The sequence below is a fragment of the Agrobacterium sp. 5Ca50 genome, assembly GCF_055381905.1.
This window is the reverse complement of the sequence record NZ_AP026438.1, coordinates 2,266,529-2,292,023: the sequence shown is the minus strand read 5'-3', so window position 1 is coordinate 2,292,023 and position 25,495 is coordinate 2,266,529. Positions and strand designations below refer to the sequence as shown.

The 25,495-nt window shown below is 55.0% G+C and carries 26 protein-coding genes; 12 read left to right on the top strand and 14 right to left on the bottom strand.

Going from position 1 to position 25,495, the window contains the following annotated elements:
- Nucleotide 1: 1 nt before the first annotated feature.
- From ACZ5FM_RS11215 to ACZ5FM_RS11205, 3 genes are read right to left on the bottom strand one after another with little or no spacing between them, the layout of a single operon-like run.
- Nucleotides 2-2,812: a DUF4159 domain-containing protein gene (locus ACZ5FM_RS11215; RefSeq protein WP_464038695.1), complete on the bottom strand. Its 2,811-nt coding sequence runs from the start codon at nt 2,810-2,812 to the stop codon at nt 2-4.
- Nucleotides 2,809-3,729: a DUF58 domain-containing protein gene (locus ACZ5FM_RS11210; RefSeq protein WP_464038694.1), complete on the bottom strand. Its 921-nt coding sequence runs from the start codon at nt 3,727-3,729 to the stop codon at nt 2,809-2,811. Before ACZ5FM_RS11210 ends, ACZ5FM_RS11215 begins: the two co-directional genes overlap by 4 nt.
- Nucleotides 3,730-3,755: 26 nt before the next feature.
- Nucleotides 3,756-4,766, bottom strand: coding sequence for an AAA family ATPase (locus tag ACZ5FM_RS11205; RefSeq protein ID WP_192488397.1), 1,011 nt, complete (start codon nt 4,764-4,766; stop codon nt 3,756-3,758).
- A 283-nt stretch (nt 4,767-5,049) separates the two neighbouring features.
- Here ACZ5FM_RS11205 and ACZ5FM_RS11200 point away from each other — a divergent pair, with 283 nt between their 5' ends.
- Genes ACZ5FM_RS11200 through ACZ5FM_RS11190 form a run of 3 tightly spaced genes read left to right on the top strand, consistent with a single transcriptional unit; the run spans nt 5,050 to nt 7,555 of the window.
- On the top strand, nt 5,050-5,673 hold the full coding sequence (locus ACZ5FM_RS11200) for a DUF1285 domain-containing protein (protein ID WP_275641695.1): 624 nt from the start codon (nt 5,050-5,052) through the stop codon (nt 5,671-5,673).
- Nucleotides 5,670-6,302, top strand: coding sequence for a CoA pyrophosphatase (locus ACZ5FM_RS11195; RefSeq protein WP_275641694.1), 633 nt, complete (start codon nt 5,670-5,672; stop codon nt 6,300-6,302). Before ACZ5FM_RS11200 ends, ACZ5FM_RS11195 begins: the two co-directional genes overlap by 4 nt.
- A complete protein-coding gene (locus ACZ5FM_RS11190) occupies nt 6,299-7,555 on the top strand; it encodes a CCA tRNA nucleotidyltransferase (RefSeq protein ID WP_464038693.1) in 1,257 nt (418 codons plus the stop codon). The genes ACZ5FM_RS11195 and ACZ5FM_RS11190 overlap by 4 nt, the downstream gene beginning before the upstream one ends.
- A 4-nt stretch (nt 7,556-7,559) precedes the next feature.
- Here ACZ5FM_RS11190 and ACZ5FM_RS11185 read toward each other — a convergent pair whose 3' ends face one another.
- The 3 genes from ACZ5FM_RS11185 to hemF form a co-directional block, all read right to left on the bottom strand.
- Nucleotides 7,560-7,745: a DUF1059 domain-containing protein gene (locus tag ACZ5FM_RS11185; protein WP_192488401.1), complete on the bottom strand. Its 186-nt coding sequence runs from the start codon at nt 7,743-7,745 to the stop codon at nt 7,560-7,562.
- Between the two features lie 90 nt (nt 7,746-7,835).
- The gene (locus ACZ5FM_RS11180; protein ID WP_464038692.1) at nt 7,836-8,111 is read right to left on the bottom strand and encodes a hypothetical protein; all 276 of its coding nucleotides are present in this window, start codon (nt 8,109-8,111) and stop codon (nt 7,836-7,838) included.
- Between the two features lie 261 nt (nt 8,112-8,372).
- A complete protein-coding gene (gene hemF, locus ACZ5FM_RS11175; RefSeq protein WP_250981962.1) occupies nt 8,373-9,284 on the bottom strand; it encodes an oxygen-dependent coproporphyrinogen oxidase in 912 nt (303 codons plus the stop codon).
- A 145-nt stretch (nt 9,285-9,429) separates the two neighbouring features.
- Here hemF and ACZ5FM_RS11170 point away from each other — a divergent pair, with 145 nt between their 5' ends.
- The gene (locus ACZ5FM_RS11170) at nt 9,430-9,705 is read left to right on the top strand and encodes a hypothetical protein (RefSeq protein WP_192488404.1); all 276 of its coding nucleotides are present in this window, start codon (nt 9,430-9,432) and stop codon (nt 9,703-9,705) included.
- Between the two features lie 15 nt (nt 9,706-9,720).
- Here ACZ5FM_RS11170 and ACZ5FM_RS11165 read toward each other — a convergent pair whose 3' ends face one another.
- Entirely contained in the window at nt 9,721-10,179 is a 459-nt protein-coding gene (locus tag ACZ5FM_RS11165) for a tRNA (cytidine(34)-2'-O)-methyltransferase (RefSeq protein ID WP_250981961.1), read from the bottom strand.
- A gap of 377 nt (nt 10,180-10,556) precedes the next feature.
- Between ACZ5FM_RS11165 and ACZ5FM_RS11160 the strand changes: the two genes are divergently transcribed.
- A complete protein-coding gene (locus ACZ5FM_RS11160; protein ID WP_464038691.1) occupies nt 10,557-12,422 on the top strand; it encodes an ABC transporter ATP-binding protein in 1,866 nt (621 codons plus the stop codon).
- A 106-nt stretch (nt 12,423-12,528) separates the two neighbouring features.
- Nucleotides 12,529-14,391, top strand: coding sequence for an ABC transporter ATP-binding protein (locus tag ACZ5FM_RS11155; protein ID WP_464040455.1), 1,863 nt, complete (start codon nt 12,529-12,531; stop codon nt 14,389-14,391).
- 16 nt (nt 14,392-14,407) lie between these two features.
- Here ACZ5FM_RS11155 and ACZ5FM_RS11150 read toward each other — a convergent pair whose 3' ends face one another.
- Nucleotides 14,408-15,343 (bottom strand): endonuclease/exonuclease/phosphatase family protein, encoded by a 936-nt coding sequence (locus ACZ5FM_RS11150; RefSeq protein ID WP_464038690.1) that lies wholly within the window; start codon nt 15,341-15,343, stop codon nt 14,408-14,410.
- 345 nt (nt 15,344-15,688) lie between these two features.
- Between ACZ5FM_RS11150 and petA the strand changes: the two genes are divergently transcribed.
- The 5 genes from petA to ACZ5FM_RS11125 all read left to right on the top strand — a co-directional run bounded on the left by petA (nt 15,689) and on the right by ACZ5FM_RS11125 (nt 19,676).
- On the top strand, nt 15,689-16,267 hold the full coding sequence (gene petA / locus ACZ5FM_RS11145) for a ubiquinol-cytochrome c reductase iron-sulfur subunit (protein ID WP_192488408.1): 579 nt from the start codon (nt 15,689-15,691) through the stop codon (nt 16,265-16,267).
- A gap of 14 nt (nt 16,268-16,281) precedes the next feature.
- Complete coding sequence (locus ACZ5FM_RS11140) at nt 16,282-17,604, top strand: cytochrome b (protein ID WP_250981958.1); 1,323 nt, start codon at nt 16,282-16,284, stop codon at nt 17,602-17,604.
- Nucleotides 17,605-17,631: 27 nt separating this feature from the next.
- Nucleotides 17,632-18,492: a cytochrome c1 gene (locus tag ACZ5FM_RS11135; protein ID WP_192488410.1), complete on the top strand. Its 861-nt coding sequence runs from the start codon at nt 17,632-17,634 to the stop codon at nt 18,490-18,492.
- A gap of 139 nt (nt 18,493-18,631) precedes the next feature.
- Nucleotides 18,632-19,021, top strand: coding sequence for a GFA family protein (locus ACZ5FM_RS11130; protein WP_464038689.1), 390 nt, complete (start codon nt 18,632-18,634; stop codon nt 19,019-19,021).
- Between the two features lie 112 nt (nt 19,022-19,133).
- Complete coding sequence (locus ACZ5FM_RS11125) at nt 19,134-19,676, top strand: adenine phosphoribosyltransferase (protein ID WP_192488412.1); 543 nt, start codon at nt 19,134-19,136, stop codon at nt 19,674-19,676.
- A gap of 22 nt (nt 19,677-19,698) precedes the next feature.
- Here the strand turns inward: ACZ5FM_RS11125 and ACZ5FM_RS11120 are convergent, their stop codons facing one another.
- Genes ACZ5FM_RS11120 through ACZ5FM_RS11110 form a run of 3 tightly spaced genes read right to left on the bottom strand, consistent with a single transcriptional unit; the run spans nt 19,699 to nt 21,300 of the window.
- Nucleotides 19,699-20,316 (bottom strand): class I SAM-dependent methyltransferase, encoded by a 618-nt coding sequence (locus ACZ5FM_RS11120; protein ID WP_464038688.1) that lies wholly within the window; start codon nt 20,314-20,316, stop codon nt 19,699-19,701.
- A 58-nt stretch (nt 20,317-20,374) separates the two neighbouring features.
- Nucleotides 20,375-20,842, bottom strand: a complete 468-nt coding sequence (locus tag ACZ5FM_RS11115; RefSeq protein WP_259143874.1) for a MaoC family dehydratase — start codon at nt 20,840-20,842, stop codon at nt 20,375-20,377.
- Nucleotides 20,839-21,300: a MaoC family dehydratase gene (locus ACZ5FM_RS11110; RefSeq protein WP_464038686.1), complete on the bottom strand. Its 462-nt coding sequence runs from the start codon at nt 21,298-21,300 to the stop codon at nt 20,839-20,841. Before ACZ5FM_RS11110 ends, ACZ5FM_RS11115 begins: the two co-directional genes overlap by 4 nt.
- Before the next feature lie 217 nt (nt 21,301-21,517).
- Between ACZ5FM_RS11110 and ACZ5FM_RS11105 the strand changes: the two genes are divergently transcribed.
- The gene (locus ACZ5FM_RS11105; RefSeq protein WP_464038685.1) at nt 21,518-22,612 is read left to right on the top strand and encodes a hypothetical protein; all 1,095 of its coding nucleotides are present in this window, start codon (nt 21,518-21,520) and stop codon (nt 22,610-22,612) included.
- Between the two features lie 79 nt (nt 22,613-22,691).
- Here the strand turns inward: ACZ5FM_RS11105 and ychF are convergent, their stop codons facing one another.
- The 3 genes from ychF to ACZ5FM_RS11090 all read right to left on the bottom strand — a co-directional run bounded on the left by ychF (nt 22,692) and on the right by ACZ5FM_RS11090 (nt 25,488).
- On the bottom strand, nt 22,692-23,795 hold the full coding sequence (ychF, locus tag ACZ5FM_RS11100; RefSeq protein WP_192488417.1) for a redox-regulated ATPase YchF: 1,104 nt from the start codon (nt 23,793-23,795) through the stop codon (nt 22,692-22,694).
- 154 nt (nt 23,796-23,949) lie between these two features.
- Complete coding sequence (gene pth / locus ACZ5FM_RS11095) at nt 23,950-24,669, bottom strand: aminoacyl-tRNA hydrolase (protein ID WP_464038684.1); 720 nt, start codon at nt 24,667-24,669, stop codon at nt 23,950-23,952.
- A gap of 69 nt (nt 24,670-24,738) precedes the next feature.
- Nucleotides 24,739-25,488 (bottom strand): substrate-binding periplasmic protein, encoded by a 750-nt coding sequence (locus ACZ5FM_RS11090; protein WP_259143883.1) that lies wholly within the window; start codon nt 25,486-25,488, stop codon nt 24,739-24,741.
- Nucleotides 25,489-25,495 lie beyond the last annotated feature (7 nt).

Below are 25,495 nucleotides of genomic sequence, written 5' to 3'. Positions count from 1 at the left end.
ATCATTGCCCCAGTCTTTCCAGCAGGGCAGGCACATGCACCTGATCTGCCTTGTAGTTGCCGGTCAGCATATACATCATGATATTCACGCCAGAGCGGAACGCATGTTCACGCTGCACTTCATCCGGAGGCACGGTTGGCAGCGAAGGCGCACCATTGTCGTCGATCGCCCATGCGCCCGCAAAATCATTGCCGGTGATCAGAATAGGTGTCACGCCATCGCCTGACGAAGACAGGCCGGACGTGGTCTTTCCAGAATCCTGGCGGGATTCGACCCAAAGCGGGCTGCCGTTGTAACGGCCGGGAAAGTTGGTCAGCAGATAGAACGAACGGGTCAGTACGTGATCTTCCGGTGTTGGTTCCAACGGCGGAATGTCGATATTGGCGAGAATGGCCTGAAGTCGTTCGCCATTGGCACTGGTACCGCCACCATTGCCGAGTGAGGTGAATTGGTCGCGTGTATCAAACAGCACAGTACCCCCGGCGCGCATATAGGCATCGATGCGGGAGATCGCGGCACTGGATGGCATCGGTGCGGAGGCAGAAATCGGCCAATAGATGATCGGATAGAAGGACAATTCATCCTTTGAAATATCAAGACCAACCGGTGCGCCGGGTTCCAGCGTCGTGCGCCAGGTTAGGAACTCGCTCAAGCCCTGCAGACCACGTTTTGAGATATCGTCGACATCACTTTCACCCGTGATGACGTAAGCGAGGTGCGTGGTGTCGAGCCGTTCAAAAATCGCTTCATCGCCGGGTTTGGGATCATCTGCACGTGCCGTGTCTGGTGCCAGCAATGATAGTGTTGCCATGAAGGCAAGCATCACGGCGGCAGCCGAGCCTCTAGTACGGGGAAGACGGGCAAAGGCACCATTCATGAATAGCATGATGAGGCTGTCGGCGATCAGCAGCAGGAATGCCGCTATGAACAGAGCGGGGCGCAGGGAGTGGGCTGTTTCGCCGATCAACCCTTCACGCAGCACAGGCAGATTAGCAAGCGAGGCATCCAGCGGCGCAAGTTTTGCACCTGCTGGTAAAAGGTTGAGGGCCACGAAGCCATCCTCTGTGCCGTACAGGCCGGGTGGGGTTTCGAAATTTGCGATCGGCGTCTGGCCGGGCCGGTTTTCCAGCGGTCGTGCCGTCCCGGTTTCCGTGGTCAGTGTGCCATCTGCCATCAGCAGGCGATAAGGGGCAAGGCTGCCAACGGCGCTGCCTTCGGCGGTCGCGCCGGCGGCTTTCGATAGCTGTACAAGGCGACGCAGCATTTCAACGAAATGTCCTGAAATCGGCAGGTCCGACCATGTGGCTTCCGCACTAATGTGGAACAGCACGATGCGGCCAGCGCCGTTTTCACGCATGGTCACCAACGGCGTTCCATCGGCAAGGCTTGCCCATGTCCGTTCGGCGAGATCAGGCGTTGGCTCTGCCAGCACCTGACGTTTGACCAATACGCCGTCGGCTTTCGGCATGCCTGCAAAAGCGCCGAAATTCGGGAAATCAGCAAGCGGCTGTGGTTCTGCCCATGACAGCGCGCCACCCAGCGTGCGCTCGCCCTGGCGAAGGGTTACCGGTACCAGCGGGTCATCGGCTGGGGCTGCCGCAAGGCGCGGACCGGCAAACCGGATCAAGGTACCGCCACGCTGTAACCAGCGTTGCAAAGGTTCATAGGTTTCGGCTGGCAGGCGGCCAATGTCAGCCATGACGATGACGGATGGGTTAGCCTGCAGGATTTCAGGTATGGCAACCGAAAGGTCAGGCTGTCGCTGCTCGATCAGGTCGGCGTAAGGTTGCAGGGCGCGACTGATGTAAAACAATGGCAGCAGCAGCGGCTGGAAGTCGCTGCCGGTATCGCCGGCAAGCAGTGCGACACGGCGACGGCGAAAACCATCATCCAGCAAATGCACGGAACCTGCTGTGGTCAGTCCTTCAATCGAAAGACGGGCAAAGTCGTTACGCAATTCGAAGGGCGCTTCGATGGTGCCGGTTGCCTCATCAGCGCCAGCGGCAAAAGCTGCTGTTCCAGTGCCAAGTGTGCGGCCCTGACTATCCTGCGCATTCACCGTCAGATTTTCTGCATCCGTTGTGTTCAGGCGGGCGATGGAAAGCGACATGGAATCGGCGCCGTTGGTAGCGGAGGTGATGGCGGAGATCTGTTTGCCGTCACCTTCGATCAACCGTAGCTCCGAAGGTGAGAGGCTGGCAAGATCAGCCAGTGCGTCCTGATCCGTTGGCGTGGCAATGCCATCTGCGACAAAAACCAATGTGCCGGGCGAGGTGCCGTTCAATGCCTCGATCACGGATTCTGCGGTCTTGAACCGGTCTGGAACCAGGGGTCGCGGTTTTGCAGCGGCAAGTTTTTCGCGCGCCACTGCCGCGGTTGTCGGCACGGCGTCATTGCTCGTTTCGGCGGTAAAGCTGATCGACACCGGCACATCGGCCCGCTCGGCATCGTCAATAATGGCCGATACGGTCTGTACGCGGCGTTCCCAGTCAATCGACGTTGCCCAGCCATTATCGACCACCAACACCAGCGGACCACCACTGGCCACGGACGTGTTGCGCGGGTTAAGGACGGGATCGGCCAGTGCCAGAATGACCAAGGCCGCCAGAACCATGCGCAGCAAGGTTAGCCACCAGGGACTTTGCGACGGCGTTTCCTCACGTTTCAATACCGTGGCAAGGATCTTGAGCGGTGGAAAGACCTCGGCCTTGGGGCGTGGAGGCGTCAGCCGCAACAGCCACCAGATGGCGGGCAGGGCAGCGAGACCAATGAGAATATAGGGATTGGTGAATAGGAAAGGCAGGGCGCTCATGTGCGACCTCCACCTACAGCACCGGCCGGAGAACCGGACAGATACATGTGCATCGTCACCAGCGCTTCGGATGCCAGATGGTCGGTGCGGTGAAACACGAAATTCCAGCCCATGCGACGCAGTGCTGAACCAAGCGCATCACGGCGGGCGAAATAGGCGCGGGTATAATCCTGCTTGATGGTTTCGGCGCGGCCTGACACCAGCTTCTCACCGGTTTCGGGATCGGAGAATTCGGTTCTGCCGCTGTAGGGGAAAGTCTCTTCTGCGGGGTCGGCAATTTCCACCACATGTCCGCGTAAACCACGGCGTGCTAAAGGCGAAATACGCTCCATGACACTTGCCGCATCATCCAGGAAGTCGCCGATCAGCACGATATCGCTTGCACCCTTGATCATGTTGGTTTCCGGCAAGCCGCCAGTCATTGGCGCATGCATGAGGGCAGCGGCCAGTCGTTCGGCGGCGTTGCGTGCCGAGACCGGTTCCATGATGCCGGGACAACCGATCCTTTCACCGGAGCGAGCCAGAATTTCCGCCAATGCCAGCATTAGCACCAATACGCGGCTTTCTTTCGATACCGGTGACAGTGTCGACTTGAACATCATCGATGGCGACAGGTCGGCCCACAACCAGATTGTATGGGCTGCTTCCCATTCCCGGTCACGCACATAGGTATGATCATCGCGGGCCGAGCGGCGCCAGTCGATGCGAGACAGGCTTTCACCCTCGGCATAGGGGCGGAACTGCCAGAAGTTTTCGCCGATGCCGCGTTTGCGGCGGCCATGCCAGCCGGCAATCACGGTGTTGGCGATGCGTTTGGCTTCCACCATACAATCCGGCACCAGACTTGCGCGCTGGCGCGCGCGCGCCAGAACCTCTGGGCCCGGGGTCTTCTCGACGATCTGACCAATGGATGCCACTTGCGCTCCTTTTCTGCCCTTAAGGGTCAGCCTTTGGCCTGCGCCACAAGTCCTGCAATTACATCACGAACCGACATGCCCTCGGCTCTCGCAGCGAAGGTCAATGCCATGCGGTGTTCCAGTACAGGTTCCGCAAGTGCATAAACATCGTCCAGCGAGGGCGCTAGACGGCCTTCGTAGAGCGCACGCGCACGCGCCGTCAGCATGAGCGACTGGCCAGCACGTGGGCCTGGACCCCAGGCGACATTCTTGTCGGTCAGTGCATTGCCGTGACCGGGACGTGCCGAACGCACCAGCGACAGGATGCCATCAACAACCTTGTCGCTGACCGGCATCTGGCGAATGAGGGTCTGGATTTCGATCAGGCGTTCCGCGTCAATCACGCGGCGTGCTTCACCTGATGTGGTGCCGGTGGTGTCAAGCAGGATCTGGCGCTCGGCGGCAAGGTCCGGATAGTCAACATCGACCTGCAGAAGGAAGCGGTCGAGCTGGGCTTCTGGAAGAGGGTAGGTGCCTTCCTGCTCCAGTGGGTTCTGGGTCGCCAGAACGTGGAATGGTTTTGGTAGATCATAACGCTGGCCAGCGACTGTAATGTGGTATTCCTGCATGGATTGCAGCAAAGCGGACTGGGTACGCGGGCTGGCGCGGTTGATTTCGTCGGCCATCAGCAGCTGGGCAAAGACCGGTCCCTTGATGAAACGGAAAGAGCGGCGCCCGCTCTCATCCTGGTCCATCACTTCCGAACCGACAATATCTGACGGCATGAGGTCGGGTGTAAACTGGATACGATTGGCATCAAGGCCAAGTGTCGTGCCGAGCGTCGTCACCAGCTTTGTCTTGGCAAGGCCGGGAACACCGACCAGCAACGCGTGACCGCCGGACAAAATGGCGAGCAGGGTGTTCTGGACGACTTTTTCCTGACCGAAAATGACCTTGGAAACATCTGCCCGGATGGCTGCAATATCTGCCAGCGCCTTTTCGGCTGCCGCAATAATCGCCTTTTCATCGAGGGCTTCGCTGGTGTTCATCATGCCCATGTCGCTCTCCTCAACATTTTCATCGAACCGTTCGGCTCATCCTGCGGTTCCGGCGAATCGTGGCTTTAAATCACGTTTCGGTTCATCATATCCAAGTAACGTGCTGTAAGTCATTGTTTTATCGTATACCGTGACCGCAAAACCGCCGCACGCTGTTACGCGGCATAGTTTAAGACGTTTTCTGCACTGCATATAGCTTATTGCCATCCTGACGGCTGACAAGCATGTTTCAAATGACTATCTCGTTACTCATGTTCCATTACGTGTAAAGCGGGACTCGAATATGGCAAGCGAAACGATAAATTCGGCGAAAGATGCGGCAGGTCTTGCTGCCCTGATTTCTCGCGCAGCTGAGCAAACCGGTGATAAACCGCGTGGGCCGGCCCCAGTCGAGCGCTGGAATCCACCATTTTGTGGTGATCTCGACATGGAAATCAGGGCGGATGGCACCTGGTTTTATATGGGCACGCCCATTGGCCGGGCGCCGCTGGTACGGCTGTTTTCCACTGTTTTGCGAAAAGACGAAGATGGTAAAACATATCTTGTGACGCCTGTGGAAAAAGTCGGCATCAAGGTGGTGGATGCACCATTTCTTGCTGTCGAGATGATGGTGACGAAAGAGGGGGGCAAACAGCAACTGACATTTCGGACCAATGTGGGGGATGTGGTGGCTGTTGGAAAAGATAATCCGCTCCGTTTTGACATACACGGTGAAAATCACGAATTGAAACCCTATCTGCTGGTGCGAGGCCGGCTTGAAGCCCTGGTTTCAAGAGCGGTTATGTATGATCTGGCAGCACTAGGAGAGTCGATGGACATCAACGGTACCGAGATGTTCTGCGTTCGATCAGGTGACGATGTTTTTCCAGTCATGCCGATGAATGAACTGGATATGTTGTCGAAATGAGTGATGTGATGCAGTTTTCCGCGGGCGAATTTCGCCGTCGCGTGATCTCAATGAATGAAGACGCTTTCGAAACGGCGGGTGTGAATGGCGACCACCGTTTGAACCCTGCCGTGCGCTTTTCCATTGATGGCGTCAAACTGAAGGATGCGGCAGTGCTGGTGCCTGTCGTCGATGATGGCAATGAGGCGCGGGTGATTTTTACACAGCGCACGTCGACGCTGCGCAAACATTCCGGGCAGATAGCCTTTCCCGGTGGCGGTATCGATGAAGAAGATGAAAATGCCGAAATTGCTGCGCTGCGGGAGGCTGAAGAAGAAATAGGGCTGCCACGTTCATTTGTCGAGCCGTTGGCCGTTTTACCGGATTACGTGTCCGGCACGGGTTTCCGCATCAAACCGGTTCTGTCTGTTGTAAAACCCGGTTTTGATCTGATCCTCAACCCGGCAGAGGTTGATGAGGTATTTGAAGTACCGCTGTCTTTTCTGATGAATCCCGACAATCACGTGCTTGCCAGCCGGATGTTTCAGGGCCATGAGAGGCACTTCTACGAGATGCCTTACGGCGAACGTTACATATGGGGCATTACGGCGGGTATCGTCCGCATGATTTATGAAAGGCTATACGCATGAACAGCATTGCCGGGCAGGACTGGTTTTCCAAACCGGCCCTTCAGCGCATTCTTGGTCTGCTGAACGCTGATGGCGGCGAGGCAAGGATTGTGGGGGGCGCAATCCGCAATGCTCTTATGGATATGCCGGTTGGCGATATCGATATTGCCACGACATTGCTGCCGCAGGATGTGGTGGAACGGGCGAAAGATGCGGGAATCAAATCCGTCCCGACAGGCATTGAGCATGGCACCGTCACGCTGGTTCTGGAGGGGGAAGGTTACGAGGTAACCACCCTGCGTCGCGACGTGGCGACTGACGGCCGACGTGCTGATGTTGCCTTCGGCACCGACTGGCAGGTTGATGCCGAGCGCCGAGACCTGACAATCAACGGCCTGTATGCCGATGTCGAAGGCAACATTATCGACCTGATCAATGGTCTGCCAGACATTGAGACTCGAACCGTGCGCTTTATTGGCGATGCGGCAACCCGGGTGGCAGAAGACTATCTGCGTGTACTGCGCTTCTTCCGGTTTTTTGCCTGGTACGGGTCCGGTCGTCCAGACGCGGACGGGCTCCGGGCAAGCGCACGCGCCAAAGATAAGCTGTCGACCCTGTCGGCCGAGCGTGTTTGGAGCGAGTTGAAGAAACTGTTGTCAGCACGGGATCCGTCGCGTTCGCTTTTGTGGATGAGGCAGTCTGGCGTCCTGGCGCAGGTGCTGCCGGAGACGGAAAAGTGGGGTATTGATTCTATCCATGGCCTCGTTGCTGCCGAGCAGTCTTTGAATTGGTCGGTCGACCCATTGATACGCCTTGCGGCGATTATCCCGCCTGACGTGGCAAGAGTTGAAGCCATGGCCAGCAGGCTGCGGATGTCGAAAAACGAAACCAACCGGCTGTTGTTGTGGGCGGGTGCCCAGACACCCGACGCTACCATGGCAGAAACGGCACTTGATCGTCTACTTTATCGGCAGGGTAAGGATGGGGTAGTGATGCGGCTGAAACTTGCGCTGGCTGCGGCCCGTGCTGATGTGTCGGCGGGTGAAGAGGCGATGCGTAAAGTTGCCCGGCTATCGACGCTTAACAATCGAGCGAACGCGTTTGTCAAACCGGCCTTTCCGTTGACCGGTGCCGATGTGCTGGCAGAAGGCGTTGCTGCAGGACCGCGTGTGGGCGAGGTGCTTTCTGCGCTGGAAGACCAGTGGGTTGAGGTCAACTTCTCACTTGACCGGGCGGCACTGACCGCCCGATTGAAAACCATGCTGCAGGATTAAAAGGTCAGGCCGCGTTCGCTTCGCTGCGAATACGCGCCTTGATGTTCTCAACCATGTTTTCACGAATAATCGTTTCACCATGGGCGGTGCGCATGTGCTCAACTGTACGGCGCACCACTTCGGCGTCGTCGTCGGCACGTGTGTGCCATGCGCAACCGGGCACCAGTGTGCCACATTCAAATAGTCGCATTTTGAAACTCCCTGTTCAAAAGGCAGGGAAGAAAGCCAGATTTTTAGCCCTGCCTGTTATGTAACGAGCTGTTACCGGTTATGTTCCGGCTTACTCAGGCATCGCCCAGCATTGGAAAACCGATGGGCTGCACATGGATGATACGCGAGTAAGTCCCTCGTCATCATTTGCCGCCACCAGTGCTTCCGGATTGATGTCGCCGGAAAGGGTGCGTTTGACCTGCTCCACATAGAACGCATGTGGCAGATCACGATCACCGCTTGCGCGGAGTTCCGTCGCAAGACGATCAATCAATTCAGGTGTTTCGATTGAATGTGGTTGGGTTTTGGGGGACGCGGACAACTGCATGCTGTTTGAAGTAATCATGACGATAGCTCCTCCAGTACGTCTGGCTGGAGACTAACACCACTCATGCATTTCATTAACCCCTAATTATAGGGGTTTCGGTGAAATATTCGTGAAGATTAATATTACGACTGCCACCAAACCAGCGTGCGCCATTTTGGTGCTCCATACAGCTCTGGAGCACTCATAAAGGGTCGATTGACGAGCCTGTTTTTGCTACCCGTTTCAGGTCATTGTTATCGTGGTTTTTTCGCCGACACGCCGGTCGTTTCAGCGAAGATTTTATGGCCAGCGGACGACCGGTGGTAGGGACGACAGGATGGATTCCACATTGCCACCGGTTTTTAGTCCAAAAAGTGTGCCGCGGTCGTAGAGCAGATTGAACTCCACATAACGGCCACGCTGGATCAGCTGCTCGTCACGATCATTTTCCGTCCATGGCGTATTGAAATTGCTGCGTACAATCTTCGGGTAAACCAGATTGAAGGCGCGACCGACATCCTGAACGAAGGCGAAATTGGCATTCCAGTCCCCCTTTTCTTCATCGGGGTGCAGCCAGTCGAAAAAAATGCCGCCGATACCGCGCGCTTCATTGCGATGTTTGACGAAGAAATAGTCTTCGCACCACTTCTTATAATGTGGGTAATCTGCAACCGGATGGCGGCGACAGGTGATTTCCATGGCTTTGTGGAAAAGCTGGCTATCGCCATCTTCCTGCGTGCGGCGGCGTGCCAGCATAGGCGTCAAGTCTGCACCACCACCGAACCAATGACTGGATGTGACCACCATGCGTGTGTTCATATGGACAGTCGGTACGTTGGGATTGACCGGGTGGGCGATTAGCGAAATGCCGGAGGCCCAGAAGGTTGGATCTTCCTCGGCGCCTGGGATCTGCGAACGGAAATCTGGCGAAAATTCGCCGTGCACCGTTGAGGTGTGGACGCCGACCTTTTCAAACACGCGGCCTTCCATCATCGACATGCGGCCACCGCCGCCAGCCCCGCCTTCGCGTTGCCAGTCCTTGGCGACGAAATAACCCGGTTCCTGGTCAGAAAGCGGTCCCTGAAGTTCGCGTTCCAGGTTTTCAAAGGATGCGCAGATGGTGTCGCGCAGGCTTTCAAACCAGGCGCGTGCCGCTTCCTTCTTGTCCTCAATGTCTTCTGGCAAGCCCTTGGGCATTTGCGGCCGGTCCATGTCCGCTCTCCTGCATGTTTTGCGCGCGAACGCCTGACGTTGATTCGCCTTTATTGTCGCCGCTTTATCAGGCGCGAGGCTTGCGCACAATTTCGACTCGCCAATCGCCCTTCGCCAGAATATCCTATTGGCAGAGGTGAATGTCATGACGAAATTTACCGGACCGCCACCGCTGGACGGCCTGAAACGGCGTATTAACGCCCATCGCAGGGAACAAGCCCTTGTCGGGGAGGGCGCAAAAAAACACGGCATGTTCGTGCGCCAGACATTTTGTCTCACCCGCGAGGATGCTCGCGCCAAGGCGCGTGAATGGTTCGACGCCTTTCCCAAGGCCGCCTACTGGACAGAGGTGGAAAGCTGGCGTCAGCTGGAAGGGGATCGCATCGAATTTACCATGCGTCGCCTGCCGTCTGCCGACTGACCGTCAAAATCAGACTTAAAACCCGACCTGACGCAACACTTCGCCAGTTATCATGGCGGCCGACATGGCAACGTTGATGGAACGTTGACCTTCGATCATGGGAATGATGATGCGTTCATCAGCCTTGTCATGCACATGATCAGGCACCCCCGCACTTTCGCGGCCAAACAACAGAATATCGTCTGGCTTGTATTGGATGTCTGTATAGGGAAGGGCAGCCTTGGTGGAGGCGAGAACCAGACGGCGTCCAGTGGTTGCCCGCCACTCTTCAAAATGTGTCCAGCTGATATGGCGCGTCAAAGCAGCAACGGCCAGATAGTCCATGCCGGCACGTTTGAGGTTGCGGTCGGAAATATCAAAACCGGCTGGTTCAATGATGTCAACGGCAATGCCAAGACAGGCGGAAAGTCTCAGGATCGTTCCTGTGTTGCCGGGAATATCGGGTTGATAGAGGGCGATCCTGATGTCGGGCATGTGTTTTCCAATTTCAAGACTTGCGAGGCGGTTACCACGGCAGATTGTGCCTGAAAAGCCACAACCATTCAGTGGGGCAGTGTCATATTGAAGGAGCGTGTCTCGTGGCCCCTAGGCAGACAACGTTTTTTGATCTAAAAGGTGGCATCTTCAACGCCAAAAAGGGAGGTTCACCATGAATATATCTGTTCGCCGTCACCTTCCGTTTCCCGTGGGCTTTCTTCGAGCCTAGGCGTTAACGCGGAACTTACGCGGTTTCTCACTCTTTTCAGTATCGTCATGTGGCTGTCGTGGCCGCATTCCATGATTTTCCCGTTCGCGGTCCCGGTTTTTTCCGTGTGTTCGCATTTCGGGCGCATTTTCTTCGGAGCTTGGCCATGTTCGGCTGGTTTGAAAAACGTCTTGATCCATTTCCCTCTTCGACGCCGGTTGCTCCGGCTCCGAAGTTGCTGCCCTTTCTGTGGCATTACACAAAACCCGCCGCACCGTGGCTGTTGTTGCTTGGCTTGATGTCGATGGGCATCGCCATTGCCGAGGTCATGCTCTACCAATTTTTGGGTAACATTGTTGACTGGCTGGCAACGGCGAACCGCGAAACATTCCTGCAGGATGAAGGCTGGCATCTGATCGGCATGGCCGCACTTGTGTTGATTGCCCTGCCGCTGATGGGTGCCTTGCACACCATGACCATGCACCAGACCTTGGCCGGTAACTTTGGCATGATCGCCCGCTGGCAGATGCATCGGTTCCTGCTGCGCCATTCCATGACTTTCTTTGCAAACGAGTTTGCAGGACGTGTGTCGACCAAGGTCATGCAGACGGCGCTTGCGATCCGCGAAGTGGCACTCAAGGTCATCGATGTGTTCGTGTATGCGATCAGCTTCGTTGTTTCGATGCTGTTTCTTGTTGCAGCCGCAGACATTCGTCTGGTGCTGCCGCTGCTTGCATGGCTTTGTTTCTACATTCTTATTCTGGTGTATTTCGTTCCAAAACTGGGGCGTTTGGCCAAGGAGCAGGCTGATGCGCGTTCGTTGATGACCGGGCGTATCGTCGACAGCTACACCAATATTTCGACGATCAAGCTGTTTTCACATGCTGGGCGTGAAGAGGTTTATGCACGTGATGGCATGAACATGTTTCTGGAAACCGTGCATCGCCAGATGCGCAAGATTTCCGGCTTCAACATTCTCATCGATCTCAACAATGCCTTTGTGTTGTTTTCGACTGCCAGCCTCGGCCTTTATTTCTGGCTGAACGGTTCGGTGACGACAGGTGCTGTTGCCGTGGCGATCGGTCTTTCCATGCGCGTCAATGGCATGTCGCAATGGATCATGTGGGAAGTGACATCGCTGTTTGAAAACATAGGTACTGTCTATGACGGCATGGGCATGATGACCAAGGCGCATGACATCGTCGACAAGGCAGATGCGCCTGCATTGGCAGCACCAAGAGGTGCCATCAGCTATGAGCATGTGCAGTTCCATTACGGCAAGGCACGGGCTGAAGGGACAAAGGGTGTTATCGACAACCTGACGCTGGATATTCGTGCTGGTGAAAAGGTTGGTCTTGTCGGTCGTTCCGGCGCCGGTAAAACCACGTTGATGAACCTGCTTCTGCGCTTCTATGATCTTGAAGACGGACGCATCACCATTGACGGACAGGATATCTCCACCGTCTCGCAGGACAGTCTGCGTTCGTTAATCGGTGTGGTGACGCAGGATACCTCGCTTCTTCACCGTTCGATCCGTGACAACATTGCCTACGGTCATCCGGGGGCAACGGATGCGCAGATCATCGAGGCGGCAAAACGCGCCAATGCGTGGGACTTCATCGAAACGCTGGAGGACATGCATGGTCGCACCGGTCTCGATGCGCAGGTGGGTGAACGTGGTGTCAAGCTTTCGGGCGGTCAGCGGCAGCGTATCGCTATTGCCCGTGTGTTCCTGAAGGATGCTCCGATCCTCATTCTGGACGAGGCGACATCGGCACTCGATTCCGAGGTGGAAGCTGCCATTCAGGAAAACCTGTTTGCCTTGATGCAGGGCAAGACGGTTATTGCGATTGCTCACCGGCTTTCGACACTGACAGAAATGGACCGGCTGATCATTCTGGATCGCGGCCATATCGTTGAGGCTGGATCGCATGGCGAATTGGTTGAAAAAGGCGGCATTTATGCCGACCTTTGGCAACGCCAGTCCGGCGGCTTCATCCAGGACAACGATGACGACGTTGCTGCGGAATAACGAACAAAAGGGCGGGGCATTCCCCGCCCTTTTGTATTTGATCATTACCAAAATATAAGGTGGCAGGCTGCTTTGCGTCTTCGTGGAAAAGGCCTATATCCGTGACATGGTGATTTCGAAGCTTTTCAACTTTTTCGAGAACTGGATCCAACCTTTCGCCCGAAAGGATGATCTGAGGCCACCTGAAACCACATCCGGTTTTATCTGGTTTTATATTTCGCAGGCCAAGGCACCCTTCATTGCCATGCTGATCCTGGGCGGAATGACTGCGGCCATCGAGGCTGCGTTATTCTGGTTCGTCGGGCGGCTGGTGGATGTGCTTGCCAGTGTCAAACCCGGCGACGGCTGGGCGGGATTATTAAGCCAGCATGGCCCCGAACTTGTCGGCATGCTGGTGTTGATCGCCGTGGTGCGGTTTGTTGTTGCTTTGCTGACTGCGCTGACCGACCAGCAGATTATCACGCCAGGTTTCTACAATCTGGTGCGTTGGCAATCCTACATGCATGTCGCACGGCAATCGCTGAGCTTTTTCCAGAATGACTTTTCCGGACGAATCGTCACCAAGGTCTGGTCGGGCGGGCAGGCGACGGGTGACCTCGTGACGTCGCTGATGGAAAGCGTGTGGTTCGTTGGCATTTATTCCGTTTCGACCCTCGTCCTTATTGGTGGGCTGGACTGGCGTCTGGCGGCGGTAATCTTTGTCTGGGTTGGTGTGTTTTCGCTACTGGCGCGTTATTTCGTGCCGCGTATCCGCTACCATTCCAAGGAAACGGCCGAAGCGGCCTCGATGCTGAGTGGTCGCATGGTTGACGCCTATAGCAACATCCAGACGCTGCGCCTGTTTGGCCGCGACGATGCCAATGACCGTTACATGCGGCAAGGTTTTGATATTTTTCAGCAGACAACGCTGATGTTCACACGCTTCATCACCGGTGTCAGAGCGTCGATGGCTTTGCTTTCCGGTGTGATGATCACCTCCATGGCGGCTCTGTGTATAGACCTGTGGCTGGATGGGCGGATCAGTTCTGGTGCGGTTGCGTTCACGCTGGCGCTGGTGCTGCGCCTCAACTTTCTGCTTGGTCGTTTGATGACGCAGTTTAACGGCATCATGCGCAACTTCGGCACCGTGCAGAATGCTGCGGAACTGATTTCCAAACCGATCGATCTCGTCGATGCGCCAAATGCAACCGAGCTTGTGGTGCGTCGTCCTGACATCCGCTTTGACAACGTCTCCTTCCATTATGGAAACGGAAAATCGGTGATCGACAAGCTCAACCTTTCGGTTGCAGCCGGTGAGAAGGTTGGCATTGTGGGTCGCTCGGGTGCCGGTAAATCGACACTCGTCAATCTTCTCTTACGTTTCTACGACATCGAAAGCGGCCGCATTCTTATTGATGGGCAGGACATTTCCGAGGTGACACAGGAAAGCCTGCGTGCCCATATCGGCATGGTGACGCAGGACACGTCACTGCTGCACCGTTCTATCAGGGAAAACATCATGTTTGGCCGCACCGACGCGACCGAGGCGCAATTGGTTGAGGCGGTGCGGCGCGCAAAATCTGATGATTTTGTCGCACGGTTGGAAGATCAGCGTGGACGGCGCGGGTTTGATGCGCATGTCGGTGAACGTGGCGTGAAATTGTCGGGTGGCCAGCGTCAGCGTATCGCCATTGCGCGGGTAATGCTGAAGGATGCACCGATCCTTGTGCTGGATGAAGCAACCTCTGCCCTGGATTCCGAGGTGGAGGCGGCAATCCAGAGCAATCTCGATGATTTGATGCAGGGCAAGACCGTTCTTGCGATCGCCCATCGACTGTCGACAATTGCGGCGCTCGACCGGCTGATTGTCATGGACAATGGCCGCATCGTGGAGCAGGGCACACATAATCAGCTTATCGGCCAAGGCGGGCTTTACGCGACACTCTGGCAGCGGCAGTCCGGTGGCTTTCTTGCCGCCGATGTCGGTTGACGACACCTAGCGCCTATTATTGTTTTTGAATGATGAATTCTGCCTCGAGGCCAAAATGGTTGGATCCCATTGCATCCGCCAGACGCTTCAGACTGGTCATTGTTGCTGGAGCGCGGGCGTAGATATGGTCGATCGGAATGCCGAATTTACCGGCCTCGATCGGCCATGTTGCCGGTTCGAAGTTGGAGATGCGCAGATTGTTGGCTTGCTGGAAACGACGCATATCCGGCGCGATGCTGGATGAGTTGAAGTCTCCTCCAACAATCAAAGGACCTTTTAAAGCCCTTATGATTCTTGAGGCGGCAAACAGTTCTTCCTCGTGATAATCGTCATAATATGGCTTCGTGACGTGCAAGGCGGCCAGATTGATGGTTGTGTCTTGGACCGTAACCCTTGCGACCGCCATGCGATCGCGGCGTAAATCGCTCAAGGTAATGAATTTTGCGCCTTCCAGCGGATATTTTGAAAACACCAGAAGATCGCATGTTTCCGTGTCGACCCTGCACCCCATTCGATAGGGATAGGTTTTCGCAATTCGAGACAGATAAGGTGCAAGTGGTCTGCCTTCCATGACGTATATGACATCGGCGCCGGAATTGGAGAGAAATTCCGCGATGCTTTTGCCATTGCGGTAATTTTCGCCCAAGACATTGAAAGAAATCAGCTTGAAGGGTTGGCCAGCAACGTTTTCGCCGGCTGGCGCAACGAATTCATACCGTAGAACCGCGGCATGCGCGGTGATGGCGATGGCCCAGACAAAAAGAAACAACAGGTAACGGCTTCTCAAAGCGACAAATAGCACAATGGCTGCGAGTGCGCCGACGATGCCGATGTGAAGCTGGAAGCTGTAGGTGAATGAAAAAAGCCAGTGATCCCTGACGTAACGAAGACTTCCGGCGAAAAGAAATAGGGTCAGTAAAACAGAAAAAATGCAGGTTAGCCGTGTTTTCATCAATCATTCCGAGCCGCAGCGACAAGCGACTGTTGTTAACATGGGGTATGCATGGGCACAATCACGGGCGGAGGAAGTGAAGCGTCTGATTCGTCAGCAGAAGACCCGATGTCATGGCATGAGAACGACAGTGGCCTAAATAATGCTCTGTGAGGGTGGAATTACGGCCGTATTGTGGTGTTCCCTCTTGCCAAAGGTTGGGATATTTTGCGATCAAACAATTATGCGTGAATTCGATTGGCGCATATTGGCCAGGGCTTTTTGGGATGGAGTTGTCTTGGATCAAATAGCAGTGGGAGGAATCATGCGATTTTCGGCACATTTAGCGCAGAGGATGGTGTAGCGGTGAGCGAACACGTAACAAATAATCATGCGTCGGGTGAACCCACTCGTCGCGATTTTCTTTATCTAGCAACTGGTATGGCGGGTGTTGTCGGGGCTGCGGCTGTTGCATGGCCGTTCATCGACCAGATGCGTCCAGATGCATCGACGTTGGCTCTTGCTTCTATTGATGTTGATGTTTCCAGCCTCGAACCCGGCATGTCGCTCACTGTGAAGTGGCGTGGCAAGCCTGTGTTCATCCGTAACCGTACAGAAAAGGAAATCGAAGAGGCAAAGGCCGTTGCGCTTGCTGACCTCAAGGATCCTGTTGCGCGCAATGCCAACGTTGCTGCCGACGCGCAGGCAACGGATGTTGACCGCTCTGCTGGTGAAGGCAAGGAAAACTGGATCGTGATGATCGGTTCCTGTACCCATCTTGGTTGCGTTCCGCTCGGTCAGGCCGGCGATTTCGGCGGGTGGTTCTGTCCCTGCCATGGTTCTCATTACGATACGGCGGGCCGTATTCGTAAAGGCCCAGCGCCTGAGAACCTGCATATTCCGACGTTTGCTTTTGCATCCGATACCGTCATCAAGATCGGATAAAGGGACAGAATATTATGAGTGGTCATTCCAGTTATCAGCCGTCCACCGGCTTAGAAAGATGGATCGATTCCCGGCTGCCGCTGCCGCGCTTGATCTATGACAGCTTTGTCGCCTATCCGGTTCCGCGCAACCTGAACTATGCCTACACTTTCGGTGCTATGCTTTCGGTTATGCTGATCGTGCAGATCCTGACCGGCGTTGTGCTGGCCATGCATTATGCCGCCGAAACAACGGTTGCCTTTAACTCCGTCGAGAAGATCATGCGTGACGTCAATCACGGTTGGCTGTTGCGTTACATGCACGCCAACGGCGCGTCGTTCTTCTTCATTGCCGTTTATCTCCATATTGCCCGTGGTCTCTATTACGGCTCCTACAAGGCGCCACGCGAAATCCTCTGGATCCTCGGCTGTGTCATCTACCTCCTGATGATGGCAACCGGCTTCATGGGTTACGTTCTGCCTTGGGGTCAGATGTCCTTCTGGGGCGCTACGGTTATCACCGGCTTCTTCACAGCCTTCCCGCTGATCGGTGAATGGTTGCAGCAGTTCCTGCTTGGCGGCTTTGCCGTTGACCAGCCAACGCTGAACCGCTTCTTTGCGCTGCACTACCTGCTGCCATTCATGATTGCAGGCGTTGTCATCCTGCACGTATGGGCACTGCACGTCACCGGCCAGACCAACCCGACCGGTGTTGAAGTCAAGAGCAAGACCGATACGGTTCCGTTTACACCTTATGCAACGCTCAAGGATGCATTCGGCGTTTCCGTCTTCCTGATCGTCTATGCCTGGTTCATCTTCTACATGCCGAACTATCTCGGCCATCCGGACAACTACATTCCCGCTGATGCCCTGAAGACACCGGCACACATCGTTCCAGAATGGTACTACCTACCGTTCTACGCCATGCTGCGTGCGATCACCTTCAATGTCGGCCCGATCGATTCCAAGCTCGGTGGCGTTCTGGTGATGTTCGGTGCGATCATCGTTCTGTTCTTCCTGCCTTGGTTGGATACATCGAAGGTTCGTTCGGCTGTGTACCGTCCATGGTACAAGATGCTGTTCTGGGTCTTCGTCGTAAACGCCATCTTCCTTGGCTGGCTCGGTTCGCAGCCTGCTGAAGGCAGCGGCTTGATCGGTCTGATCTTCGGTGGCGATCTGAAGGGCAACTATGTTGGCTTCTCTCAGCTGGGTACCCTTTATTATTTCGGTTTCTTCCTGGTGATCATGCCGGTTCTGGGCCTCGTGGAAAAACCACGGCGTATTCCGAATTCGATTACGGAAGCAGTGTTGGAAAAGAGTGGTAAAACCGCTTCCGCTCCAGCGTCTGCCCAGGCGTAACGGTGGCGACAGAGAGGAATTGAAATTATGAAAAAGCTTGTATCAAGCGTTCTGTCGTTGACCTTGGCTATCGGACTTGGCGTCGGTGCAGCATTCGCTGCAGAAGAAGGCCATGAAGAGGGTGGTACACCGCATTACCCGATCCATAAGCCGAAGAATCTCGAGTGGAGCTTTGCCGGTCCATTCGGCAAATACGACAAGGGACAGCTTCAGCGTGGCCTCAAGGTTTACAAGGAAGTCTGTTCGGCCTGTCATTCGATGAGCCTCGTTTCCTTCCGCACACTGGAAGATCTGGGCTACTCGGATGATCAGATCAAGGCATTTGCTGCCGAGTATGAGGTGCAGGACGGACCTAACGGGGACGGTGAAATGTTCACCCGCAAGGCTGTTCCATCCGACCACTTCCCATCGCCATACCCGAACCACGAAGCTGCTGCTGCATCGAACAATGGTGCCGCACCGCCTGATATGTCGTTGCTTGCCAAGGCACGCGGTATAACTCGTGGCTTTCCGCTGTTCGTGTTCGACATTTTCACGCAGTATCAGGAAGGTGGTCCGGATTATATCTACTCGCTGCTGACTGGATATGTTGATCCGCCAGAAGGCGTGGAAGTGGCTGAAGGCACCCACTACAACCCATACTTTGCCAATGCTGCTGCCCTTGCCATGGCACCACCGATCTCTGACGATCAGGTGACCTATGATGATGGTTCGCCGCAGACGCTCGATCAGTATTCCAAGGACGTTTCGGCATTCCTGATGTGGGCTGCAGAGCCGCATCTGGAAGAACGCAAGCGCACCGGCTTTATGGTCATGGTGTTCCTGGCGATATTTACCGCGCTGATTTACCTGACGAAGAAGTCGGTTTACGCACGCAAAGAACACTAAGCTGCAATAGCTGAGGTTTGGAAATCAAAGCCCCCACGGTCACACAGACTGTGGGGGCTTTTTTATTCACCGTTAGTTCATTGGATTTTCATCAGGAATCGGGCAGGGCTTTGCGGCAAGATTTTTGAGGAGGTTCAACATGGCAAAAACGTTTCTTGGCGGTTGTCTTTGTGGTGCGGTTCGGTTTGAAGCGCAAGGAGAACCACAAAACCCGCACACGTGCTCCTGCGAGTGGTGCCAGCGTCAATCCGGTGCAACCAGCCTGACATGGGTGGAGTTTGCCAAGAGCGATGTCCGTTGGACAGGTGAGGCGGGTGAGCCAGTCCTTTACCGTTCTTCGGATTATTCTTCCCGTGCATTTTGCGGCCAATGTGGCAGCACTCTTGGTGCCATTGATGATGCGCCGACCGTGGCACTGGTGTTCGGCGTCTTCGATGACAAGAGCGATCCTGTCTTGCAGCCGACTGCACATTCCTTTGAAGATCTTTGTCCTGCTTGGGCCAAGGTGCAGGGCATGGCTGCTGAATGAACCGTCTGCACGGTACCGCTGCTGTTGCAACCCTTTTTAGTTGGTTCAGCCGTTCTGACTTGATAATGTACGAAAAGCTTTTCGATCAATCTCCCATTCAATTGGACATATCATGACTGCTATCGCTTCGGAGCTTTCCGCTGCCATTCGTTCCATTCCCGACTATCCGAAGCCGGGCATCATTTTCCGTGACATTACCACGCTCTTGGGCAATCCGCGGGCTTTCCGTCGTGCTGTAGACGAGCTGGTTCAGCCCTATGCCGGCACAAAGATCGACAAGATTGCCGGCATGGAAGCACGCGGTTTTATTCTGGGTGGTGCCGTTGCCCACCAACTGTCTGCCGGGTTCGTACCGATCCGTAAAAAGGGTAAGCTGCCGCATACGACTGTCCGTGTGGCCTACAGCCTGGAATACGGTGTCGATGAAATGGAAATGCACGTGGATGCAGTGCAGCCCGGCGAAAAGGTCATTCTGGTGGATGATCTGATTGCCACAGGCGGTACCGCTGAAGGCGCGGTCAAGCTGCTGCGCCAGATGGGTGCTGAAATTGTCTCGGCCTGCTTCGTGATCGACCTGCCGGATCTCGGTGGTCGCAAGAAACTTGAAGACCTCGGCGTTGATGTTCGCACACTGGTCGAGTTTTCCGGGCACTGATACTTTTGCTGCGACTGACCCATTATATCGATGGGTCAGTCATTTGGAAGGCGAGCCATGTCCAGTTTACACCGAGCGCCCTGTTGCCGACCTGAATGGACCCCGTCTCAACACGCCTCAACAGGCTGAACCCGCACTGCTTGGCTCGCTCAATCGTTTCATCCGGGCAGATAGAAAACACCGGCCGATCTAGAGGCGCTGGTCCATGGCGAAGTGACATGACCATCTTGCCACCTGAGGCGGCCATCCTGCCAAGGCTTTGCATGGCAAGCTGACGATCGCGGTCTTCAATATGCTGCCAGACGCCACATAGAGTTATCAGGTCAAAACGCCCATAGTTCTGCGCCTTTTTCAGCGTTGGCATTTTATCGTCAAGCCACTCTATGTTGGGTGAAATGTGTCCGCGCATACCGGGCTCGCGCAGTTCTTTCACGGGCTCGACGGCAAGCACTCTATGTCCTGCCGCCGCAAACCATGCGGCGTCTCGTCCTGTGCCTGCACCAATATCTGCAATACGGACAGGCGTTTGCGGCAGAAGGTCAAGCACGGGTGCATAGACCTCCGCACAATCCAGCTCATTGTAACGTGCGATGAACTCCGGCGTCGCGGACTTTGCATAACCTTCCAAAATGTCGTTCATCTGTCCATGTCGCTGATGTTGCCCGGCGCGGTAGTTCTTCTGTCCAATAAACCTGCCGCTATTCGAACTCCAGTACATTGCTCTCAAACGATATGACTGTTTCGCCCTTCTGGTTCACGCCTTCGTTGAAGGTGGTGTTGAGCAAAAGTCCGGGTCGCGAGGCGAGGGGGCGGGTTTCCAGCAGCGTGACATAATAGGTTATGTCGTCGCCAGCATAGACCGGGCGTATCCATTTCAGCTTTCGGAAGCCCGGTGAGGGGCCGAGTTTTGGGGGTTCTATTCCCTCTGACTTAAGGCGAATGGTTTCCTTCATCCAGAATGACAGGAATGACTTCATCCAGCTTGAGCCGGTGTGCCAACCCGATGCACAAAGACCTCCAAGCACGGAGTGGCGTGCGGCTTCCGCATCCAGATGAAACGGCTGCGGATCGAATTTCGATGCAAAGCGAATAATATCGTCGGCGGAAAAGTGTAACGTTTCAAGGGTGATACGCGTGCCGATGGGGGAAAGTTCAGCCAGCCTCATGCCACAGTGCTCCCTTGATTGCGCGTGGCAAACATCACGACATGTTCACCCTGGCAGACGATTTCGCCACGCTGGTTGGTCAGTTCATTGCGGAATTTGACAAGACCAATACCCGGGCGAGATGCCAGCGGTCGGTTTTCAACCACCTTGGAATGGCCAGACAGGGTATCTCCCGCCAGAACCGGACGCTTCCAGTCCAGAAACTCGATGCCGGGTGAACCCTGTGATGTGGAGTTGGAAATATAGCTGTCGCACATCATTCGCATCGACAAGGCGCACGTATGCCATCCGGAGGCGGCAAGCCCGCCAAGAATGCTGGCGCGCCCGGCTTCTTCCGATAGATGCATGGGCTGTGGATCAAACTCTGACGCAAATTCGATAATGTCCTCGGCAGTCACCGTAACCGGGGCAAAGGGGAAAACGCGCTCCGGTGTAAAATCTTCGTAAGTGTAGATCACCTTTAAAACCTCCCATTCTCGCGACGATCATAAAGATATTTTTCCGTTTACGTAAAGGTGAATTTGTCGCCTTTGGAGATGGGGCGGGATGCTCTGGATTGTCACAAGCGAATGCAATAGAGCTTGCAACACTGGGGAAGGGTAAAATGGGTAGCAGCCTTGAAGGCTGATGCTCATTGTTCGATCCCATTCGATATACAAACATTCAGGGTGTACAGTGAACGAGCAAGTTCTCTCAGGTCTCAAGCAGGCCGCAAGCGATGGCATTATCTCGGACGCACAGGCCGATAAGCTTTTGCCATATCTCGTGGCAAAACCGGATGTCAGTACGGTCTTCCGTGATGGTGGCGGGGCTGATAGTCCAGCACATTCGGATACGGAAACACCACGGTTCGTGCGTGGTTTCCACGATATCCTGATTACAATCGGTGTTGTGGTTGTTCTGGCTGGTCTGTGGGGCGTGGCAACGGTCTTTGCGGTGTTGCCTGCGATCATTGTGCTTGCCGAAATTCTCGTGCGTCGCCAGCGGCTTGCCCTGCCGGCCGTGACTCTGACCATAGCGACAGCGATCGCCATGGGTGGCGTGAATGAGTATATCTACAATGCCTTCGTGGCCAATATTCCTGGAGAGGCTGCGCAAGTCTTTCTGATGGTGTTTCTGCTGCCACCGGTCATGGCGATATTCTACTGGCGATACAGGGTGCCGCTGGCACTGGCTGGTCTGTTTGTTGCTGCGGCGCTGCTTGCTTTGACGGGCATCTTTGTGGTGATGGAGCAGATTACAGGCTCGGCAGATGTGTTGATTGAATATCGCCTGCTGTCGCTAATGATTTTCCTGATTGCGGCGCTCAGCCTGTTTGCTCTTGCAATGCGCTACGACCTGTCGGATCGCTACCGCGTGACGCGGCGCTCAGACATCGCCTTTTGGCTTCACCTGGCGACGGCGCCTGCCTTGCTCTATGCGCTGCTGGCATTCGTGTTCATCGGCGCCGGCGGCAGTGTATTCAGTGCAGAGGAAACCGGGCTCTACGGCAACGCCGTTCTGGTCATCTGCGTTGTGGTGATGCTGATGTTGATCGGCATCATTATTGATCGCAGAGCCTTCGTTACCTCGGGTCTTGTGTCGCTGATTGCCACTGTGGTGGCTGTGTTGCGGCAGGGTGAGATCAGTGGCGGTAATGCTGTGTTTGTCGCAATGTTGGCCGTTGGTGTCTTTGTCCTGATCATCGGTATTGGCTGGTCTTCGTTGCGACGTGTCGTCGTCGCGCAGTTGCCAGTGGGCCTGCAGGAAAAATTGCCGCCGGTCATCTGATCCAATATCAGCGAAAAAAAAAGCCCGGACCTGTGAGGTACCGGGCTTTTTTATTTATGGGACCGAATTCTGTGTTGCCTCAGGTGTTGAAGCGGAAGTGAATCACGTCGCCGTCGTTGACGACATATTCCTTGCCTTCGTCACGGCCCTTGCCAGCTTCCTTGGCGCCGACTTCGCCCTTGAATGCGACATAGTCGTCATAAGCAATGGTGAAGGCGCGGATAAAGCCACGTTCGAAATCCGTGTGAATGACGCCCGCTGCCTGTGGAGCCTTGGTGCCACGAACGATTGTCCAGGCGCGGCATTCCTTCGGACCAACGGTGAAGTAGGTGATCAGGTCGAGCAGGTGGTAACCGGCGCGGATTAGGCGGTCGAGGCCGGCTTCTTCAAGACCAAGTGCCGAGAGGAATTCGTTGGCTTCTTCTTCTGGAAGCTGCGCGACTTCGGATTCGATGGCGGCGGAAATGATGACGCATTCTGCGCCCTGTGCCTTTGCCATTTCGGCAACGGCCTTGGTGTGCTCGTTGCCGTCAACCGCGTCGGATTCAGCGACGTTGCAGACGTAGAGAACCGGATGCGAGGTCAGAAGGTTGAGGCTCTTCAACACTTCGATTTCATCAGCCGCCAGTGTCTTGAGCAGCAGACGGGCAGGCTTGCCGTCGGTCAAAAGCTTGATGACAGCTTCCATGACCGGCAGCTGCGCCAGCGAATCCTTGTCCTTCAGCGTGGCGCGTTTGCGTGTCTGCTCAACGCGGCGCTCAAGGCTTTCAAGGTCAGCCAGCATGAGTTCGGTTTCAATCGTGTCGGCATCGCCAACCGGATTGATACGGCCTTCAACGTGGGTGATGTCGTCGTCTTCGAAACAACGCAGAACATGCACCACAGCATCCACTTCGCGGATGTTGGCCAGGAACTTGTTGCCAAGGCCTTCGCCCTTCGAGGCGCCACGTACCAGACCGGCAATGTCTACGAAAGAGATACGGGTGGGGATGATTTCCTTGGAGCCGGCAATATCAGCCAGTACCTTCATGCGTGCATCCGGTACAGCAACTTCACCGGTGTTCGGCTCGATGGTGCAGAAAGGATAGTTGGCTGCCTGAGCGGCGGCTGTTTTTGTCAGAGCATTGAAGAGGGTGGACTTACCGACATTTGGCAATCCAACAATACCGCATTTAAAGCCCATGGCTTGAACCTGTCTCTTTAAGAATTCCGTTGTCAGCCTTTTGCTGAAACGACAGCGCAAGGTCAAGCCTTGTTGCCGCAAACAGGTGAAAGGGCGCTGAATTAGGTTGCGTTAGCAGAGGTTGAGCATCACTGCCGCATCATATGTCGGCAAGTTAGTCTTTCTTGCCGCCGAACATCTTTTTCAGCATTTCCGCCATGGGGCCGGTTTCCGGCAGCTTCATCGGTTGGGCGTGGTTGCGCGCCTGATGAATGTGCGATTTGGCGGCAGGCTTTGCCGGTTTAACTTGTTTCTCTGGTTCTGCCTTGGCTCCGGTTGCCAAGGCCAGCTTGTTCATCAACTGCGAATCTTCGCCTTTGATCAGCATGCTGGCATTGTCGGCAATGGCGTCGATGAGGGGCTCGAGCCAAACCTTGTCAGTCTTGGCAAAATCCCCCAGCACGTGACCATGCACACGGTCCTTGTCGCCGGGATGACCAATGCCAAGCCGCAGGCGTCGGTAATCCTTGCCGCAATGGGCATCAAGTGACTTCAGGCCGTTGTGGCCGCCGTGGCCGCCCGCAGTTTTGATGCGCACGCGACCAGCAGGCAGATCGAGTTCATCATGAATGGCGATGATGTTGGATGGGCCAAGCTTGTAAAAGCGCATGGCTTCGCCAACTGCTTCGCCCGACAGGTTCATATAGGTCAGCGGCTTCATCAGCAGGACTTTTTCGCCGGCAATTTCACCTTCGGAAATTTCCGATTTGAATTTTCTGGACCAGGGCGAAAAGGAGGGCAGGCGCTGTAATGCGTCGACAGCCATGAAGCCGATATTGTGCCGGTTTCCAGCATATTGGCTGCCGGGGTTACCAAGGCCAGCGATGATAATCATTGTCGTCTCATATTCCGATGATCACAGGCGACATTTGTGGCCTGAGAAATTAACGCGCTGCGCAACGTCTTAGGGCGTATGCGCAGGAAGATGAAGATCGTTATGAATAATCAGGCCATATTTTTCAAATATCTTGCGCTGCGTCCCATCGGCGATCAGATCATCCAGCCGTTTTTGCATGCGGGCGATGATACTATCAGGTACTGATTTGTTGCAGGCTACGCCGAGGATCTGGTCAGACAGCGTGAAGACTTTTTCGAAATTTGTCGTGCCCTTGGCGATTTTGATGAATGTGCTTTCCGACATGGGCATCATGTCGATGCGTCCGGCAAACAGCTTGTTGAGCGTTAGATTGAAATCGGCGCTCAGTTCGATATTGGGAAAACCGATCTGGCGAAGAACGGTTTCGGTGTAATCGTTGCGTTGCGTACCGATGGTGTATCCGAAACTGTCAGTGATTTTTCCGATACGGATTTTTTTGGCTTTTAGGGCAATCAACACATTGCGGTCGGTGTGTAGAGGCACGACCCATTTAAACTTGTGCTCACGTTCTGCGGTTCTGGCCGTGGCGAACACGCAGTGCATGGACTGGGTTTCCGCAAGGGCCAAGGCCCGCGCCCATGGCATGACCGTAACCTTGTAATCCAGTTTTTCCTTTTCCATCATGATTTCCAGCTGTTCCATATATACGCCTCTGGCGTTGCCATTGGCGTCGGTAAAGCTGTAAGGCGGATAGTCTTCGGTGGAAAAGGTGAGGGTATGTGCGTGGGCGTACGTGGAAGAGACGATTAAAAACAAACTGACAAGGATATGTTTCACACCGTTT